This window comes from Vulgatibacter incomptus (assembly GCF_001263175.1).
GTDB classification, from domain to species: Bacteria; Myxococcota; Myxococcia; order Myxococcales; family Vulgatibacteraceae; genus Vulgatibacter; species Vulgatibacter incomptus.
The window spans coordinates 466,728-481,223 of sequence record NZ_CP012332.1; the positions used below are offsets into that span (position 1 = coordinate 466,728).

Here is a 14,496-nt window from a genome sequence, read left to right on the forward strand (position 1 = left end):
AGCCGTGCGCGGAGCGGGGCTCGTTCGCGCGGCGATGGCGACGGCGCTGCTGTTGGCGCACGTGGGCCTCCCGTTCGCAGCGCGGGCGGACGACGCGCTCGAGTACTACGCCACGGTCGACCGCGACTCGATCGGCCTGGACGAGACGGTCACGCTCTCGGTGACGCTCGCCGTGAACGGCAACAAGGAGCCCAAGCCCTTCGAGCTCCCGCAGGCGCCCGACTTCGACGTGGTCTCCCAGGGCCGCTCCGAGCAGTACGCCATGGGCTTCGGCACCGGCGGCGGCGGCTTCAAGAAGACCCGCGTCTACACCATCGTCCTCCGGCCCACCCGCGAGGGCGAGCTGGCGATCCGCCCGGGCGTCGCCGTCCTGGAGGGAAGGCGCTACGAGACCGGCAGGCTCACCATTCGCGTCGGCGGAACAGGGCAGGGCCAGGCGAGGAACGGGCCGGCGCCTCGCGCGTCGCCGCGTGCTTCGCCCTTCGGCGGCTTCCCCGGCGGGTTCCCGCCGCTCCCGGGGCAGGACGACGACTTCGATCCCTTCGGCACCGGCGCCCCGCCCGCTGAGGGCGACGTCCTCCTCCGCGCGTCCGTCGACAAGCGCGAGGTCTACCCCGGCGAGCAGGTGACGCTCACCATCGCGCTGCTGTCGCGCATGGATGTGGGCGGAATCGACGGCTTCCAGATCCCCAAGTTCGACGGCTTCTGGACCGAGGATCTCGAGAGCCCGACGCAGATCTCCGGGCAGACGAAGGTGATCGACGGTGTCCCCTGGCGCGTCTATCTGCTGCGCCGGCGGGCGCTCTTCCCGCTGCGCGATGGGGTGCTCTCGATCCAGCCCGCCGAGGTGGACGTGGTCACCGGCAACGGCTTTTTCTCGCGGCGCGGCAAAGCGAAGCGCAGGTCGCAGCCGATCGAGATCACGGTGAAACCGCTGCCCGGCGGCGCGCCTGCGGGCTTCGCGCCGGCGAGCGTGGGGACCTGGACGCTCGACGCCGAGGCGTCGCCGAAGACGGCGGCGTGGGGCGCGCCGATCACCCTTCGGCTCTCCGCGAGCGGCGTCGGCAATCTCCGGAGCCTGGAGCTCCCGAAGCTCCCGGAGATCGACGGGATGAAGACCTTCGAGCCGACCCTCTCCGACGAGGTGACCGTCCAGCGGGGCCACTTCGGCGGCCGCCGGACCCTCGAGTACGTGCTCGTACCGGAGAGGGCCGGCGCCTTCACGATCCCCGCCCTCGAGCTCCCGTACTTCGACCCCGCAACCGAGACCTTCGACGTCGCGAAGACCGCGTCGATCGAGCTCACGGTCCTGCCCGGCAAGGAGGCCGCTCCGCAGCCTGCGGCGCCCGAGGCGCGCCCCATGGCCCGCGGCGACGACTCGGGCGGCCTGGCCGGCATCCGCACGGCGGCGGTGCTCGAGGGCGCCCGCACGCCCCTCCACGAGAGGCCGTGGTTCGTCTTCGCCCTCGGGCTCCCCGCCCTTGCGCTCCTGGGCTCCTTCGCCGTCCCACGCCTCCGGGCCGCGCGGGAGCGGGGCGAGGGCGATCGCCGGGCGAAGGGCGCCGGCCGGTTGGCGCAGAGGCGCCTCGCCGGCGCGCAGGCCCTCGCCGACGACGGCGACCCGCGCGTCTTCGAGGAGCTCGATCGCGCCCTGCACGCCTATCTGGAGAGCCGCTACGGCCGCAGCGCGTTCGGGCTGACCCGGGATCGGCTCTCGTCGTTCCTGACCGACGCCGGTGCGCCGCCCCATGCGATCGAGGCGCTGCGCGACGCCCTCGACGCGTGCGACGCGGGGCGCTTCGCACCTGGCACCATGGACGCCGGCGCGGCTCGGCGGGCGCTCTCGAGCGCCACCGGCGCGGTGGACGCTCTCGAGGCGGGAAGGAGCCGATGAGCTTCGATCGGGAACTCGCTGCCCGGGAGGCTCTCGCGGGCAACCAGGCCTATCTCTCTGGCGACTACGCCGCCGCGATCTCGGCTTACGACGCCGCGCTCGGGGCGGGCGTCGACTCCGCGGATCTCTGGTTCAACCTCGGCAACGCCTGCTACCGCGCCGGCCAGCACGGGCGCGCCGCGCTCGCCTTCGAGCGCGCCCTGCGGCGCGATCCGGGCGACGCCGAGGCCCGCGCCAACCTCGAGCTCGTCCGCGCCCAGGTGGCCCGCGCCGGCGCTTCGAGCCGCCCGCTCCCCTTCGTCGCCCGCGTCGGCGCCCGGATCGATCCCGACCTGGCCTCGGGGGTGCTGCTGCTCACCTGGATCCTCGCGTGCGCGCTGGTCCTGGCGAGGATGCGCCGCGCGTGGAGCCCGGCCCCTCGCCTGGCGCTGGGCATCGCAGCCGCCGTCCTCCTCGCCGGCAGCGCCCTCGCCGGGGCCGCGACCTGGGCCACTGCGCAGGTCCGCGGCGAAGGCTGGTCCGTGGTGGTCTCCGCCGGCGACGCCCGCGAGGCCCCCGACCCCGGCGCCAAGGTCGCCTTCCCCGTCCAGGAGGCGCTCGCGCTCCGTGCGACGTCCACCGTCGGTCGCTTCACCCGGGTGGAGCTCCCTGGCGGCCCCTCGGGCTGGCTCGAGACCGAGAAGCTCGAGCGCATCGACGCGCCGCCCAGATAGCCGCCGCCCTAGCGGACGATGCCCCTCTCGGAGCGGGCGGCCTCGAGGAGCAGGCGGCGCTCGGCGGCGGCGATGTGCTGGCGCGTGCGGTCGATCGCGTCGGGGTTGACGGAGATCGAGTCGATCCCGGCGCGCACCAGCATCTCCGCGTAGTCCGGATAGACCGAGGGCGCCTGGCCGCAGATCGACGAGGGGATCCCGGCCTCCAGGCAGCGGCGGATGATGGTCCGGATCGCGTCGACCACCGAGGGGTCGCGCGGATCGTTGAGCTCGCGGAGCTCCTCGCTGTCGCGGTCGACGCCGAGCATGAGCTGGGTGAGATCGTTCGAGCCGATCGAGACGCCGGCGATCCCGGCCTCGGCGTACGTCGGAATCCAGTACGCGACCGAGGGCACCTCGGCCATCACCCAGAGCTCGAAGCCCTTTCTCTTGGCGAGCCCGCTCTCGTCCACGATCCGCTTGCACGCGGCGAGCTCCCAGGCGGTGCGCACGAAGGGGATCATCAGCCGCACGTTGGGGAAGCGCTCCCGCACCCGCCCGAGGGCCTCGAGCTCCAAGCGGAAGAGCTCCGGCTCGTTCACGTAGCGGAAGCAGCCGCGGTAGCCGATCATCGGGTTCTCTTCTTCGGGCTCGAACTCCTCGCCTCCCTCGAGGCCGCGGAACTCGTTGGTGCGGAAGTCCATGCTCCGGTAGGTGACGGGCCTCGGATGGAAGGGCCCGGCGATCTCCTCGAGGCTCGCCGCCAGCTTGTCGACGAAGTCGGAGCTGCGGCCCCGATCCAGGAGGAGCCGGGGGTGGACGTTCCCGAGGGCGTCGAGGATCAGGAACTCGGCTCGCAGGAGACCGACTCCGTCGACGTCGCGCGCGGCGATCTCCTCGGCGCGCTCGGTCTGGGCGAGGTTGACGTAGAGGCGGGTGGCCGTGACCTGGGCCGCGCGCCTGGCCGTAGGAGCTGCCTTCACCGGGGGACGGAGCTCGACCTCCCCGCGGTAGACCACGCCCTCGTCGCCGTCGGCGGTGGCGGTCTCGCCGTCCTCCAGCACCTCCGTCCCCTCGCGCGTGCCCACGATGCAGGGCAGGCCCATCTCGCGGGACACGATCGCCGCGTGACTGGTCATGCCGCCCCGGTCGGTGACGATCGCGCTCGCGCGCTTCATCACCGGCACCCAGTCGGGCGTGGTCATGGGCGCCACGAGGATCTCGCCGGATTGCAGTCTCTGCCCCTCCTTGGGCGAGTGAAGGACTCGAATACGTCCAGTTGCGAAGCCGGGGCTTGCGGCGAGGCCCTTGGCGAGGACCTCCCTCTCGGCCTTTGCCTCTTCCGCGGGACGCGACTTCTCCTCCTCTCCATGGGCCTCCTCTCCATGGGCCTCCTCTCGAGGGGCCTCCTCTCGAGGGGCCTCCGGGAGGGTCGTCACCGGCCGCGTCTGCACCACGTAGATCGATCCCCCGGCGACGGCGAACTCCATGTCCTGAGGGGCCCCGTAGTGGTCCTCCGTGCGGACGGCGAGCTCGGCGAGCTCGCGCACCTCGGCGTCTTCGAGCGTGAGGCTGGCGCCCCTGTCGGGCGGGAGATCGTGCCGGCGGTTCTCGCCCGTGTCCTCGTCGAGCACCATCTCGAAGCCCTTGTGCCCTGGGTGCCGCTCGCGGATCTCGAGGGTGCGCTTGTCCACGACGTAGCGATCCGGCTCGACCTCACCGCTCACCACCGACTCGCCGAGGCCCCAGGCGGACTCGATCACGATCCGCCTCCGATCGGAGGTCGCCGGATCGACGGTGAACATCACGCCCGCCTTCTCCGCCTCGACCATCTCCTGGACGACGACGGCGATGGCCCGCTCCTGCCCCTCCGTGCCCTTCCGCTTCCAGTAGAAGAGGGCCCGAGGGGTGAAGAGCGAGGCCCAGCATCCCTTCACCGCCCGGACGAGCTCCTCCTCGCCGCGGATGTTGAGGAAGGTCCGGAACATCCCCGCGAATGAGGCGGCGCTCGCGTCCTCCGCGGTGGCGGAGGAGCGCACTGCCACCTGGGGCTCGGCGCCGCCGTCGCGGCTCGCCAGCTCCCGGTACGCGGCGGCGATCTCGTCGTGCAGGCCCTTCGGGAGCGATGCCTTCTTCACCAGCTCCCGGAGCTCCCGCGCCTGCTCCTCGAGGGCGGCGTCGTCGTCCAGGTCCAGCCCCTCGAGACGATCGTCGATCCGCGTGGCGAGCTCGCTGGCCTCCAGGAAGCGCCGCCAGGCCTCCGTGGTCACCACGAAGCCCTGCGGCACCGGTAGCCCGGCCTTCGTGAGCTCGCCGAGGTTCGCGCCCTTGCCCCCCGCACGAGCCACGTCCTCTCTGTCCAGCTCTTCGAACCAGGCGATGCAGCTCATCGAGGCCTCCCTCTTTCGCCTCTCAATAGCCACGATTCGGAGACGTGGCCGCGGCGTGGCCGCTCGCCTGATGCGGGGTTCTCTCGATGGAGATGGAATGGGACGATCCGCTGTACCGCTCGACAGTTGCGCTCTTCGAGCACACGGCGGAGACGATGAAGCTCGATCCGAACATCCGCCGGCGGCTGCGCTTCCCCGATCGGGCCGTGATCGTGACGGTGCCCGTTCGCATGGACGACGATCGTGTGGAGACCTTCCACGGCTACCGGGTGCAGCACAACAACACCCGCGGCCCGTTCAAGGGCGGGATCCGCTTCTCTCCCGACGTGAACCTGGGCGAGACCACCGCCCTCGCCATGCTGATGACCGTGAAGTGCGCGCTGGTCGGGATCCCCTTCGGCGGCGCCAAGGGCGGGGTCCGCGTCGATCCCTCGAAGCTCAGCCGCGGCGAGCTCCAGCGTCTGACGCGGCGGTTCACGGCGGAGATCATCAACGACATCGGACCCGACTTCGACATCCCCGCGCCGGACCTGGGGACGAACGAACAGATCATGTCGTGGATGATGGACACCTACTCGCAGCAGAAGGGGCACGCGATCCCGGCGGCGGTCACGGGGAAGCCCATCGAGATCGGAGGATCCCTGCTACGCCTCCAGGCGACGGGCCGAGGCGTGGTCTATCTGGTCCAGGACGCCGCGGCGCACCTGGGCATCGAGCTCGGCCCCAAGATCACCGCCGCCGTCCAGGGCTTCGGGAACGTGGGCAGCGAGCTCGCGCTCCATCTCCACGAGCTCGGCGTGAAGGTGGTCGCGGTCGAGGACGTCAAGGGAGCCGTCTACTCCAAGGGTGGCCTCGACATCCCCGCGCTGAGGCGACACTACCAGGAGGGCGGCAAGCTGCTGGAATTCCCCGACGTCGAGACGCTCCCGAAGGGGGAGCTCCTGGAGCTGCCCGTGGACATCGTCGCGCCGGCAGCCGTGAGCGGCGTGATCACCGGGAAGAACGTGGAAAAGCTCCGCTGCCGGATCCTGGCGGAGGGCGCGAATGGCGCTGTCAACGCCGACGCCGACGCCATCCTGCGCGACCAGAGCGACATCTTCGTGCTCCCGGACGTGCTCGCCAACTCAGGAGGTGTGACGGTCTCTTACTTTGAGTGGGTGCAGTCGCTGCAGTACTTCTTCTGGACCGCGGACGAGATCGACGGGCGGCTGAGGGCGATCCTCTCGAAGGCCTTCCGCGAGGTCCTCGATGTCGCCGAGCGGAGGAAGCTCGACATGCGCACCGCCGCCCTCACCCACGGGATGGGCCGGCTCGCCGAAGCGATGAAGCTTCGCGGGCTCTTTCCCTGAGTGAGAATCCGCTGCGGGCAGCGTCCCCGCAACGGACTCAGGCGCGCTACCGCAGCAGCATCACGACGACGACGGCGGCGGGCAGCATCAGGGTGGCGATCCCCTGGAACATCGCCATCCGCTTCAGCGCAGAGCCGAGCTCGGGGCCGCCCTCCGCGATCCGCGGGGCCGCCTTCTTGCGGGCGACGATGACGAGGACGTTGAAGACGACGGCGATGAGCACCAGGAGCATCTTGGTGTGGACGAAGCCGAGCTTGCCCATGCCGGCGTGGACCGTGAGCGCGATCCCGGCCAGCGGCGTCAGGATCATGCCGAAGATCTCGTTGGGGACCAGCCGGTTCATCACCGACCAGGCTGCCTGGCGGCCCTCTGCGCTCTGCGCCTTGCGCACGGCCACCTGGGCAGCGGTGGTTCCGAGGAGGCCCGAGAACCAGGCGATGAATCCAAAGATGTGCAGGAGCTTCAAGAGGGCGAACATCGGGATCTCCGGGCGTCGGTCTGCGTCGTGTGACGGTCGACCATGACTAACGGCCCGGTCGGGGCGGGTCAACCCGCCTCGCTCGAGTCGGCGTCGAAGCGTATGAAGAAATCGGTCCCGCGGGAGCGGGCCCGATTCTTCATCTCGCGCTGCGCGCGAGAAGCGCTCCTTTTCGTTTGCTCGCCTCCGGCTCGCGAGAGTTCGTGAATTCTTCACGAACTCTCAACGGCTCGTGTCGAGGAGGCGCGACTCCGCCGCACGGCGGGCGCGCTCGGCGTTGGGCCGCACCGCGAGCAGGTTCACACCGAGCACCCGCCGCGAGCGCATCCCCGCGTGGCGGCGAAGGAAGCGCTCGATCGGCTCGTCGATCACTTCGCGCTCGGCGAGGGCGGCGTGGCGCACGAAGCGCTTGCCGTCCTTCACGACCACGAGGCCGGTGTGCGTGATCAGGCTGACCTTTCCGGCGGCTGGGACCCGCACCACGTTCAGGACCAGCCCCTCGGGGAGCGAGGGGCCGAGCTCGATCGCGGCGTCCAGCGGGATCACCGGAATGGAGTGGGTCCCCGCGAGCCGCGGGCTCCACGGCTGGCCCTTCAGGTCCTCGCGCTTCGCCCAGCTCTCGGCGGTGTAGGTGACCGAGGCCTCGATCACGCGATCGCCGCCCAGGCGTCGGGTGGCCTCCTCGACATAGCCCTTGCGGATCAGGTCGGGGATCCACTGGGCCTCCATGAGGTGGAGGCGACTCTCGAAGGAGGGCGCTTTGCCGCCCTCGTAGCGGATGTCGTCGAGGATGGGCTCGACCTCGTCCAGGCTCCGCGCCTCGCCGACAGCCAGCGACGTCTCGACGAAGGTGAGGCAGTCCACGGCGTCCCACCGGAGCCTCGGCCCCGAGGAGCCGCCGTCGCCAAGCGGGGCACGACGGTAGCGGGCGCCCAGGAAGGCCTCGGAGGCGGCGCGTGTGCGCTCCCAGCCGCCCGGCAGGGTCGACAGGCGCGCGATCGCGCTCACGATGCCTTCTCGGCTCGAGCGGGGAAAGCGGGCAGGCTGGACGGGGTGGGTCTCCTTCGGCTGGGACGCCATCGCCACGCTGCCGAGCGGAAGGGAAGCGAGCGGAAGGAGGGCGAGCAGGATGGCGAGCGGTGATCGCATCGGGCCGATTCTAACCACGACCGCGCACCAAGCCCTACAAACGACGCCCTTCGTCCGCCGCAACGAAGCAGCGACGGACGAAGGGCAGGGGACGTACCCGCTTAGCTCTTGTAGGGCAGGCAGGACGCCGCGAGCTCGCAGCTGTCCTTCAGGCACTTGTTGAACGCCATGGCCACGTCGAAGCAGCAGGTCTTGTCGGTCGGCTCGCAGGTCATGGCACACTCGGTGAACTTGTCCATGGCCTCTGCACACGCACCGCCTTCCATCCCGCACTCCCCGGTCTTCATGGCGCAATCCATGCAGGCCTCGCCCGCGGGCTCGGTCGCGCAGACGTAGTCCGGGTTGGGCACGAGCTCGCTCGAGCCCGTACCCGTCTTCTTGTCGTCACCACATGCCGCCAGGCCCATCGCGGCAATCGCAAGAGCCATCACGAACCACTTCGTTGCAAGCTTCGACATGGAGGCTTCCTTTCGCACCAGAGGTGCATGTATGAGTGACGGGCACGATACACCAAAAGCCGGGGCTGTCCACCGGTCGAGTACACGAATCTTGAAGTCGCTGTGGAGGGCCGCTACCGGGGGGCGGGAGCGGTCACGAGGGGCAGGGTACGCCCGTCTTCGAGGATCCCGGCGCGGCCGGCGGGGATGAGCTCGAGCGCCTCGGCGATGTCGGATACTGCACGAATCCCTCTCACACCTAGAATCGAAGCCGGATGAGCCCGTGATATAATCGCACACTCGACCCGGGACGCGATGCGCGCGGAAGTGATGCGCCCGGATGCGATGCCGGTGACGAGCCACGAGAGGGCCGCGACCCCAGGAGCGTCCTCCTCCGGACACTCGGCGCAGAGGATCACGGCGCCCCCCGGCCGGACCGCGTTGCATGCGGCGGCCAGCGCCGGCAGCGCATCCGAGAGCCTTCGATCGAAGGGATCGCCTCCGGCCGACGCGACGACGAGGTCCAGCGGTTTTTCGAGTGTGATCCGATGCCACTTCGAGTGGAACGCCACCGCCGCTGCGAAGGCGAGGTCGGGATCCCCGGCGAAGACACCGGCGAGGCGGCCGCCCCGCTGGAAGTCGAGCTGGACCAGGAAGGCCGGCGGCGCGAGGGCGGCCGCCGTTCGGATCGCCTCGTGCACCGGGTTCGACTCGAGGATTCCCGGTGCCGCCGACTGCGTGTCTCCGGCGCGGAGGATCGCGGAGATCGTCGCCTCGTCGGCGCAGCCCGTCGCGACGAGCGCCGCGCCCCCTCCGAATCCGGCGAGGGGGTCGAACGAGGTGCCGCCGACGAGGACCAGCTTGTCCGCCCTGGCGACCTCGCGGTCCACCCGCACGACGCCCAGGCCACGCGCGCGTCCGAGCGGCTCGAAGAGGACACCCTGTGCATCTGTCCCACCCGGGAAGGGATCGCCGAGCGTCGTCCCCCGGGCCGTCCGGATCGAGATCGCGGAGGCGCCGCTCCCGAGCACCACCTCCCGGATCCGATCGAGCACCGCCCCCGCGAGCGCCTCGAGGCCGTGCTGGACCACGATCGCGACCCGATCCCCCGGCTCGACGAAGACGGCGAGGGAGGGCGCCCCGAGCGGTCGGGCGAGGGCCCCCTCGAGCGTGGCGCGCGGATCCGGCACCGGCGGAGGCTCGGAGCCCCGGAGGCGGATGGCGTCGCGGAGGCGGTCGGGGAGGGCGAGGCTTCCCCGCCCGTAGCGGAGCTCGCTCGCACGCGCCTGCCCGGCCGCCAGGTGTGGGTGCGCGCAGGAAGCGTTGGGCATGCTCATCTCTTCTTCAAGGCAGGGCGTGGCGAAGCATCGACCCGGGCCTCGTGGAATCGGGCCCGGAGCCGGCATAGGGTGGTCCGGCTTCGTAGTTGATTCAACATGTTCGCCGCGAAGAGGACGAGGTTGGAGGACCGGGTCAGCGAGAACGAGCGCGAGGGCTACGTAACGGCCGAGGACGGCACCAGGCTCTGGTACCGCAAGGCCGGGAGCGGGCCGGTGCTGGTGTGCCAGAACGGGGTGGGCGTCACCATCACGTTCTGGGAGCAGATCGCCGAGCGCTTCGCCGCCCAGGGGTACTCCACGCTGCTCTGGGACTATCGGGGGCACGGGAGGTCGGACGACCCGCGCAATCCCAAGGCCTTCACCCTGGAGACCTGCGTCGAGGATCTGCGGCTCCTCCTCGATCGGCTCGGTGTGGAGCGGGCCTGCCTGCTCGGCCACTCGATGGGCGCCCAGCTCGGCTGGGAGTTCTATCGCGCGCATCCCGAGCGGGTGTCGGGCCTCGTCCCGGCACTCGGCACCTACCGCGACGCCATCTCGACCTTCTACGATCTGCCCTGGCTCGCGCCCCGGATCTTCGACGTCGCCAGCGTGACGTCCTACGCGTTCCCCGGCCTGGTGAAGCGCCTCACGGGGATCCCGGCGTGGCAGCCGGGCCTCGCCGACCGGGTGATCCGCAAGCTCTCGATCGTCCATCCCACGCTCTCACCGAAGGACTGGGTCCCCGGCTACCTCCGGCACATGGCGCGGCTCGATCCGAAGGTCTTCTTCGCGCTGGCCAAGGGGATCCGCGATCACGACGCCACCGATCTGCTGCCGCGCATCGACGTGCCGGTGCTGGTGGTGGCCGGAGACCGCGATCTCTTCTGCCCGCCGAGGGTCGCCCGCGAGATGGCGGAGCTCATCCCGTCGGCGGAGCTCCTGGTGATCCCCGGCGGATCCCACGCCGCCCTGATCGAGCAGCCCGGCCTGGTCGACCTGCGGCTCCGGCGCTTCCTCCGCGAGCGCGTCTTCCCGAACGGTGCTGCCGCCCACGCGCGCCTGACGCTGCACGAAGGCGGCCGGGCGGCGGGCTCCGTGGCGCCGAAGAAGGACGTGGTCGACACGGCGTCCTGAGCGAGCGCGCTCGGCTTGACGCGGCCAGACGGCGCGGCCGATCCTGGCCTCCTTCGCACCGGGAGATCCCATGGTCCGCGCGCTCCTGCTCTCGACGCTCCTCTCTGCCTCGCTCCCCGGCCTCGCGCTGGCGGACGCCGACGTGCCCGATGCACGGGAGGAGAAGAAGGTGGACGTGGCGGAGCTTCGCGCCCGCCGGGCTGCTCTCGAAGAGGAGCGCGACGCGGCGAGGATGAACGCGAACATCTACGTCCTGCCGCGCTACCGCCTCGAGGCCATCGACAAGCAGAAGGAGATCGACCGCATCGACGCCGAGCTCCGGGCGGCCGAGGCGGAGGAGCGATAGCTCGCCCTTACCCCGCCCCGTCCAGCTCGGGCGGCGGCCCGGCCTTCGTGAGCTCCCGGATCACGCTCGTGGCGTAGGTGCCCGGCGGGAGCTCGAACTCCAGCCGGATCCCGTTGTCCTCCCTCTCGATTGACAGCGCGAGCGGCAGGCGCAGCGCCCTGCGGGCGCCCATGGCGTCCCGGCTCGCCGCGAGGTGCTCGGGTCCAACGCCGGTCTCGGCGAGGATCGCGTCCTCCAGCCTCGCGGGCTCGCCGACGGGGGAGGGCCGCACCTTCGCGCCGGGAAGCGGTCCGGTGATCGAGCACTCGAAGGACGCGACCCTGGGGAGGTCGACCGACGGCTCGGCGCAGACGAATAGTCCGCCGGCCGGCAGCTTCTGGAGCACGTCGCCCTCGAGCGGCGTCGCCCAGGTCCCTTCCTCGAGCCGCGCCGCGAGCACGCGGTTGAAGATCCCGCTCTGGAAGGCGCTCACCAGGAACCGGCGCATGCGGTGATCCCGCAGCGCGCGGCGCGCCCGCGGATCGTCCTTGCCGAGGAGGAGCAGCCGGCCGACCTCGGCATTGTCGCCGCTGCGACCGAAGCGCTGCGGGCCGAAGTAGTTGGGAAGCCCCCGTTGCCGGAGCGCTTCGGCGATGGCGTTGGCACGCACGGCCCCGGCCTCGTCCACGCCGCGGAGGAGGATCCGGAAGCGGTTCCCTCGGAGGTGGCCGGTGCGGAGCTTGTTCCCGTGCCGGGCCGCCTCGAGCACCCGCCACCCCTCGCCAGCGAGCGTGAGTGCTTCGGCGGGATCGATCCGCGCGAGGCTCAGCCACTGTGTGGTGACGGCGTGCCGATCCTTCAGCCCGGCGACGCCCACGTCGCGCTCGGGGAAGCGCAGGGCCCGTGAGAGCTCGGCGACCACCTCGCGGGTGTCACGGCCGCGCTTCTCTACCCGGACGAAGACGTGCTCGCCCTCGCCGCTCGGCAGGTAGGCGGGGAGCTCGTCGACCCGGAAGTCCTCCGGCACGGCCTTGAAGAGGGCGGGGACCCCGGGGAGATCCCGGGTCGCAAACGGGAGCGGCCCCGCCGCAGCAGAGCCGCCAGTGGAATCCTTCACTAAAAGTCTCAGCGATCGAAGGCGGTGCGCGAGCGCTCGGCCTTCTCGTACATGGTCACGCCCTCGGCGGCGATCCCCGCGGCGCGGGTGAGGGCCTTCGCCCAGAGGTCGCCGTCCTTGAGGCCCTTCGGCGCGGTGTAGACCTGGGCGCCCTTGCCGCCCTGGCCCACGAAGGCCGAAAGGATCTTCTCGTACGCCGCGCGCTTGGCGGGATCGGACTCCCTCACCATCACCTTGCGCAGCTTGCCGTCCGTGCCCAGGCCCAGGCCGACCGTGATCGTCTCGCTCGTCTTCGGGACCGCGATCTCGGCGAAGGTGAGGTAGCCCATGCGGTCCGCGACCTTGAGGAGATCGAGATCCACGGGGCGCCACGGGACGAGCCGGACCCCCTCGTTCCTCTTGCGCTCGCCCTTGTAGACGGTGAGCACCACCACATCGAGGTCGCTCTGCGCCAGCTGGAGCTTGAGCTTCTCGTTGAGGCGCTGGGCGCCGTACTCGTCGATCTGGAAGCCCTTGGCCGTGAACTTGGCGGCGCCGGGGAAGAAGTCGTCGACGGCGAGCCGGTCGGCGCGGAGCCACTCCACCAGATCCCAGGTGTCCAGGGAGGAGAGGTTGGAGAACGCGTGGCCGGCGATCGTCCCCTCGCGTCCCTGGCCCTTGCGGATCGCGCGGCGCAGCTCGGCGTCGGAGCGCTGGGCCATGAAGGCGTCGTCGGTGAGGTCGGGAAGGGTGCCGAGCTCCTTCTTGCCTGTGATGGCCTTCCGCCAGGCGTCGGAGCCGCTTCCGTCCACGCCGTGGCAGGATGCGCACTCCATGCGGAAGAGCTGGCCGCCGTGATCGGCGTCGCCGCGCAGGAGCCAATCCGCCGAGGCGGAGGCGGGCGCGAGGAGGAGGGAGGCTGCGAAGGGAGCGAGGGAGCCGAGAGCGAGCGTGCGCATGATCATCCTCCTCTTACTGGCGGGGGGCGATGGGGCCGCGGCCCCGCTTCGGAGAAGCATCTCGAGCCGCCGGCGCCGGACGCTTGGGATCTGCCGAGACCTCGAACTGCGGCCACGAGCGGACGCTGCTGGCGAGGCCGAACCGGAACTGGGTGTGGCAGCGCATGCAGGCGTCGGCCTGTACGGACTGGAGCGCGTCCAGGGTCGTCGTGCGATTGGCGCCCGCCGTGAGGGCGCCCGTGCGATCGGCCAGCAGCTTCGCGAGCTGGTCGAAGTCGGCGGCGTGGCCCGCGGCGTTCCCCGGGGCCTTGCCGGCCACCTTGGCCACCTGCTCCTGGACCTGGGCGAGGGCCCGCTCCGCGTCCGGCGTGCCGGCGGCGCGCTCCAGGGCCATCCACCGCTTGCCGAGCTCCGACATCACGCCGTCGAGGCTCCGGTCGTCGGGAGCACGGGCGGGGATGAGCTCCTCGGCGCGGTCGTTCACGCCCCCCCGCCGCGCGGAGGCGTCGCTGGGGGGCGCCACGCCGATGAAGGCGTCGAACTGCGTCTTGTAGCCCGGCTTGCCGTCGGCGCGCTCGATCTGGACCAGGTAGGCGCCGTTTGCACGCGGAGTGAAGTGCATGCCCCAGGTGCCCGGCTGTTCGAGGGCATGCACCTCGAAGGTGCGCGCCTTCTCGGGGCCGGAGATCGTCACGACGAGCTTCGCAGGCGCCGCCGGCTTGCGATCGCCGAGGAAGGGATCGGGGATGTGGAGGATCTCCTGGATCTTCCAGACCAGCTCGACAGACTCGCCGGCGATGGGGCGGCCGGGCTTCACCGAGAAGGTGAACTGGAGGTCTCCGACGCGCTTGCTGGTCCGGGACTCGGCGGGGAGGAGGACCGGGCCCCTCTCCACGGCAGCCTGCACGTTCACCGACGAGAGGCCCTGGAACTCGGCGGGCGCCTCCGGCTCGGCGGCGACCGGCGCCGCGGCCTTGGCGGCCGACTCCTCGGGCTCCGCCTTGGGCGGCGGCGCCACGACCTGGGTGCCAGGGGCCATCACCGGGCGCTTCCGCGCGGGCTCGGCGGGAGCGGCCGGAGCCGGCTCGGGCTCGGGGGACGGAGGCGGCGCCTCGACCTTGGCAGCGCCGGGCGCCGTCACCGGCCTCTTGGCCGCGTGGGCCTGCTTGGCAAAGGTCCCCGCAAGCAGCGAGGTTCCGAGTACGAGCGCGGCAGCCGTCAGGGCTGCGCGCGAGGGGGGAAGACGCACGTTGGACCTCGCTCTCTCTCGCTCA

At 71.2% G+C, this 14,496-nt stretch carries 13 protein-coding genes; 5 read left to right on the forward strand and 8 right to left on the reverse strand.

The window, feature by feature from the left end:
• Positions 1-4: 4 nt before the first annotated feature.
• Complete coding sequence (locus AKJ08_RS01845) at positions 5-1,894, forward strand: BatD family protein (protein WP_050724498.1); 1,890 nt, start codon at positions 5-7, stop codon at positions 1,892-1,894.
• Positions 1,891-2,607 (forward strand): tetratricopeptide repeat protein, encoded by a 717-nt coding sequence (locus AKJ08_RS01850; protein ID WP_050724499.1) that lies wholly within the window; start codon positions 1,891-1,893, stop codon positions 2,605-2,607. Before AKJ08_RS01845 ends, AKJ08_RS01850 begins: the two co-directional genes overlap by 4 nt.
• 8 nt (positions 2,608-2,615) lie before the next feature.
• Here AKJ08_RS01850 and ppsA read toward each other — a convergent pair whose 3' ends face one another.
• The gene (gene ppsA / locus AKJ08_RS01855; RefSeq protein WP_050724500.1) at positions 2,616-4,976 is read right to left on the reverse strand and encodes a phosphoenolpyruvate synthase; all 2,361 of its coding nucleotides are present in this window, start codon (positions 4,974-4,976) and stop codon (positions 2,616-2,618) included.
• 86 nt (positions 4,977-5,062) lie between these two features.
• On the opposite strand from ppsA, the gene AKJ08_RS01860 reads away from it, so the two are divergent.
• Positions 5,063-6,325 carry a Glu/Leu/Phe/Val family dehydrogenase gene (locus AKJ08_RS01860; RefSeq protein ID WP_050724501.1) on the forward strand — a complete coding sequence of 421 codons (1,263 nt, stop codon included), beginning with the start codon at positions 5,063-5,065 and terminating at the stop codon, positions 6,323-6,325.
• Between the two features lie 46 nt (positions 6,326-6,371).
• Here the strand turns inward: AKJ08_RS01860 and AKJ08_RS01865 are convergent, their stop codons facing one another.
• The 4 genes from AKJ08_RS01865 to AKJ08_RS01880 form a co-directional block, all read right to left on the reverse strand.
• Positions 6,372-6,803: a CopD family protein gene (locus tag AKJ08_RS01865; protein WP_050724502.1), complete on the reverse strand. Its 432-nt coding sequence runs from the start codon at positions 6,801-6,803 to the stop codon at positions 6,372-6,374.
• 222 nt (positions 6,804-7,025) lie between these two features.
• Positions 7,026-7,952, reverse strand: coding sequence for an N-acetylmuramoyl-L-alanine amidase-like domain-containing protein (locus tag AKJ08_RS01870; RefSeq protein WP_050724503.1), 927 nt, complete (start codon positions 7,950-7,952; stop codon positions 7,026-7,028).
• A 101-nt stretch (positions 7,953-8,053) separates the two neighbouring features.
• Positions 8,054-8,410: a hypothetical protein gene (locus AKJ08_RS01875; RefSeq protein WP_050724504.1), complete on the reverse strand. Its 357-nt coding sequence runs from the start codon at positions 8,408-8,410 to the stop codon at positions 8,054-8,056.
• 113 nt (positions 8,411-8,523) lie between these two features.
• On the reverse strand, positions 8,524-9,720 hold the full coding sequence (locus tag AKJ08_RS01880; protein ID WP_169788731.1) for a lactate racemase domain-containing protein: 1,197 nt from the start codon (positions 9,718-9,720) through the stop codon (positions 8,524-8,526).
• A gap of 129 nt (positions 9,721-9,849) precedes the next feature.
• On the opposite strand from AKJ08_RS01880, the gene AKJ08_RS01885 reads away from it, so the two are divergent.
• A complete protein-coding gene (locus tag AKJ08_RS01885; protein WP_050724506.1) occupies positions 9,850-10,842 on the forward strand; it encodes an alpha/beta fold hydrolase in 993 nt (330 codons plus the stop codon).
• 70 nt (positions 10,843-10,912) lie between these two features.
• Positions 10,913-11,188 carry a hypothetical protein gene (locus AKJ08_RS01890; protein ID WP_050724507.1) on the forward strand — a complete coding sequence of 92 codons (276 nt, stop codon included), beginning with the start codon at positions 10,913-10,915 and terminating at the stop codon, positions 11,186-11,188.
• A 7-nt stretch (positions 11,189-11,195) separates the two neighbouring features.
• Here the strand turns inward: AKJ08_RS01890 and truD are convergent, their stop codons facing one another.
• From truD to AKJ08_RS01905, 3 genes are read right to left on the reverse strand one after another with little or no spacing between them, the layout of a single operon-like run.
• On the reverse strand, positions 11,196-12,284 hold the full coding sequence (gene truD, locus AKJ08_RS01895) for a tRNA pseudouridine(13) synthase TruD (RefSeq protein ID WP_050724508.1): 1,089 nt from the start codon (positions 12,282-12,284) through the stop codon (positions 11,196-11,198).
• A gap of 8 nt (positions 12,285-12,292) precedes the next feature.
• Positions 12,293-13,222: a c-type cytochrome gene (locus AKJ08_RS01900; RefSeq protein WP_169788732.1), complete on the reverse strand. Its 930-nt coding sequence runs from the start codon at positions 13,220-13,222 to the stop codon at positions 12,293-12,295.
• A gap of 13 nt (positions 13,223-13,235) precedes the next feature.
• A complete protein-coding gene (locus tag AKJ08_RS01905; protein WP_050724510.1) occupies positions 13,236-14,471 on the reverse strand; it encodes a hypothetical protein in 1,236 nt (411 codons plus the stop codon).
• Positions 14,472-14,496: the final 25 nt, after the last annotated feature.

Coding starts and splice junctions, on each gene's coding strand:
- AKJ08_RS01890 (WP_050724507.1), top strand. CDS start 10,913: ATGGTCCGCGCGCTCCTGCTCTCGACGCTCCTCTCTGCCTCGCTCCCC.
- AKJ08_RS01865 (WP_050724502.1), bottom strand. CDS start 6,803: ATGTTCGCCCTCTTGAAGCTCCTGCACATCTTTGGATTCATCGCCTGG.
- AKJ08_RS01875 (WP_050724504.1), bottom strand. CDS start 8,410: ATGTCGAAGCTTGCAACGAAGTGGTTCGTGATGGCTCTTGCGATTGCC.
- AKJ08_RS01850 (WP_050724499.1), top strand. CDS start 1,891: ATGAGCTTCGATCGGGAACTCGCTGCCCGGGAGGCTCTCGCGGGCAAC.
- AKJ08_RS01860 (WP_050724501.1), top strand. CDS start 5,063: ATGGAGATGGAATGGGACGATCCGCTGTACCGCTCGACAGTTGCGCTC.
- AKJ08_RS01870 (WP_050724503.1), bottom strand. CDS start 7,952: ATGCGATCACCGCTCGCCATCCTGCTCGCCCTCCTTCCGCTCGCTTCC.
- ppsA (WP_050724500.1), bottom strand. CDS start 4,976: ATGAGCTGCATCGCCTGGTTCGAAGAGCTGGACAGAGAGGACGTGGCT.
- AKJ08_RS01880 (WP_169788731.1), bottom strand. CDS start 9,720: ATGCCCAACGCTTCCTGCGCGCACCCACACCTGGCGGCCGGGCAGGCG.
- AKJ08_RS01900 (WP_169788732.1), bottom strand. CDS start 13,222: ATGCGCACGCTCGCTCTCGGCTCCCTCGCTCCCTTCGCAGCCTCCCTC.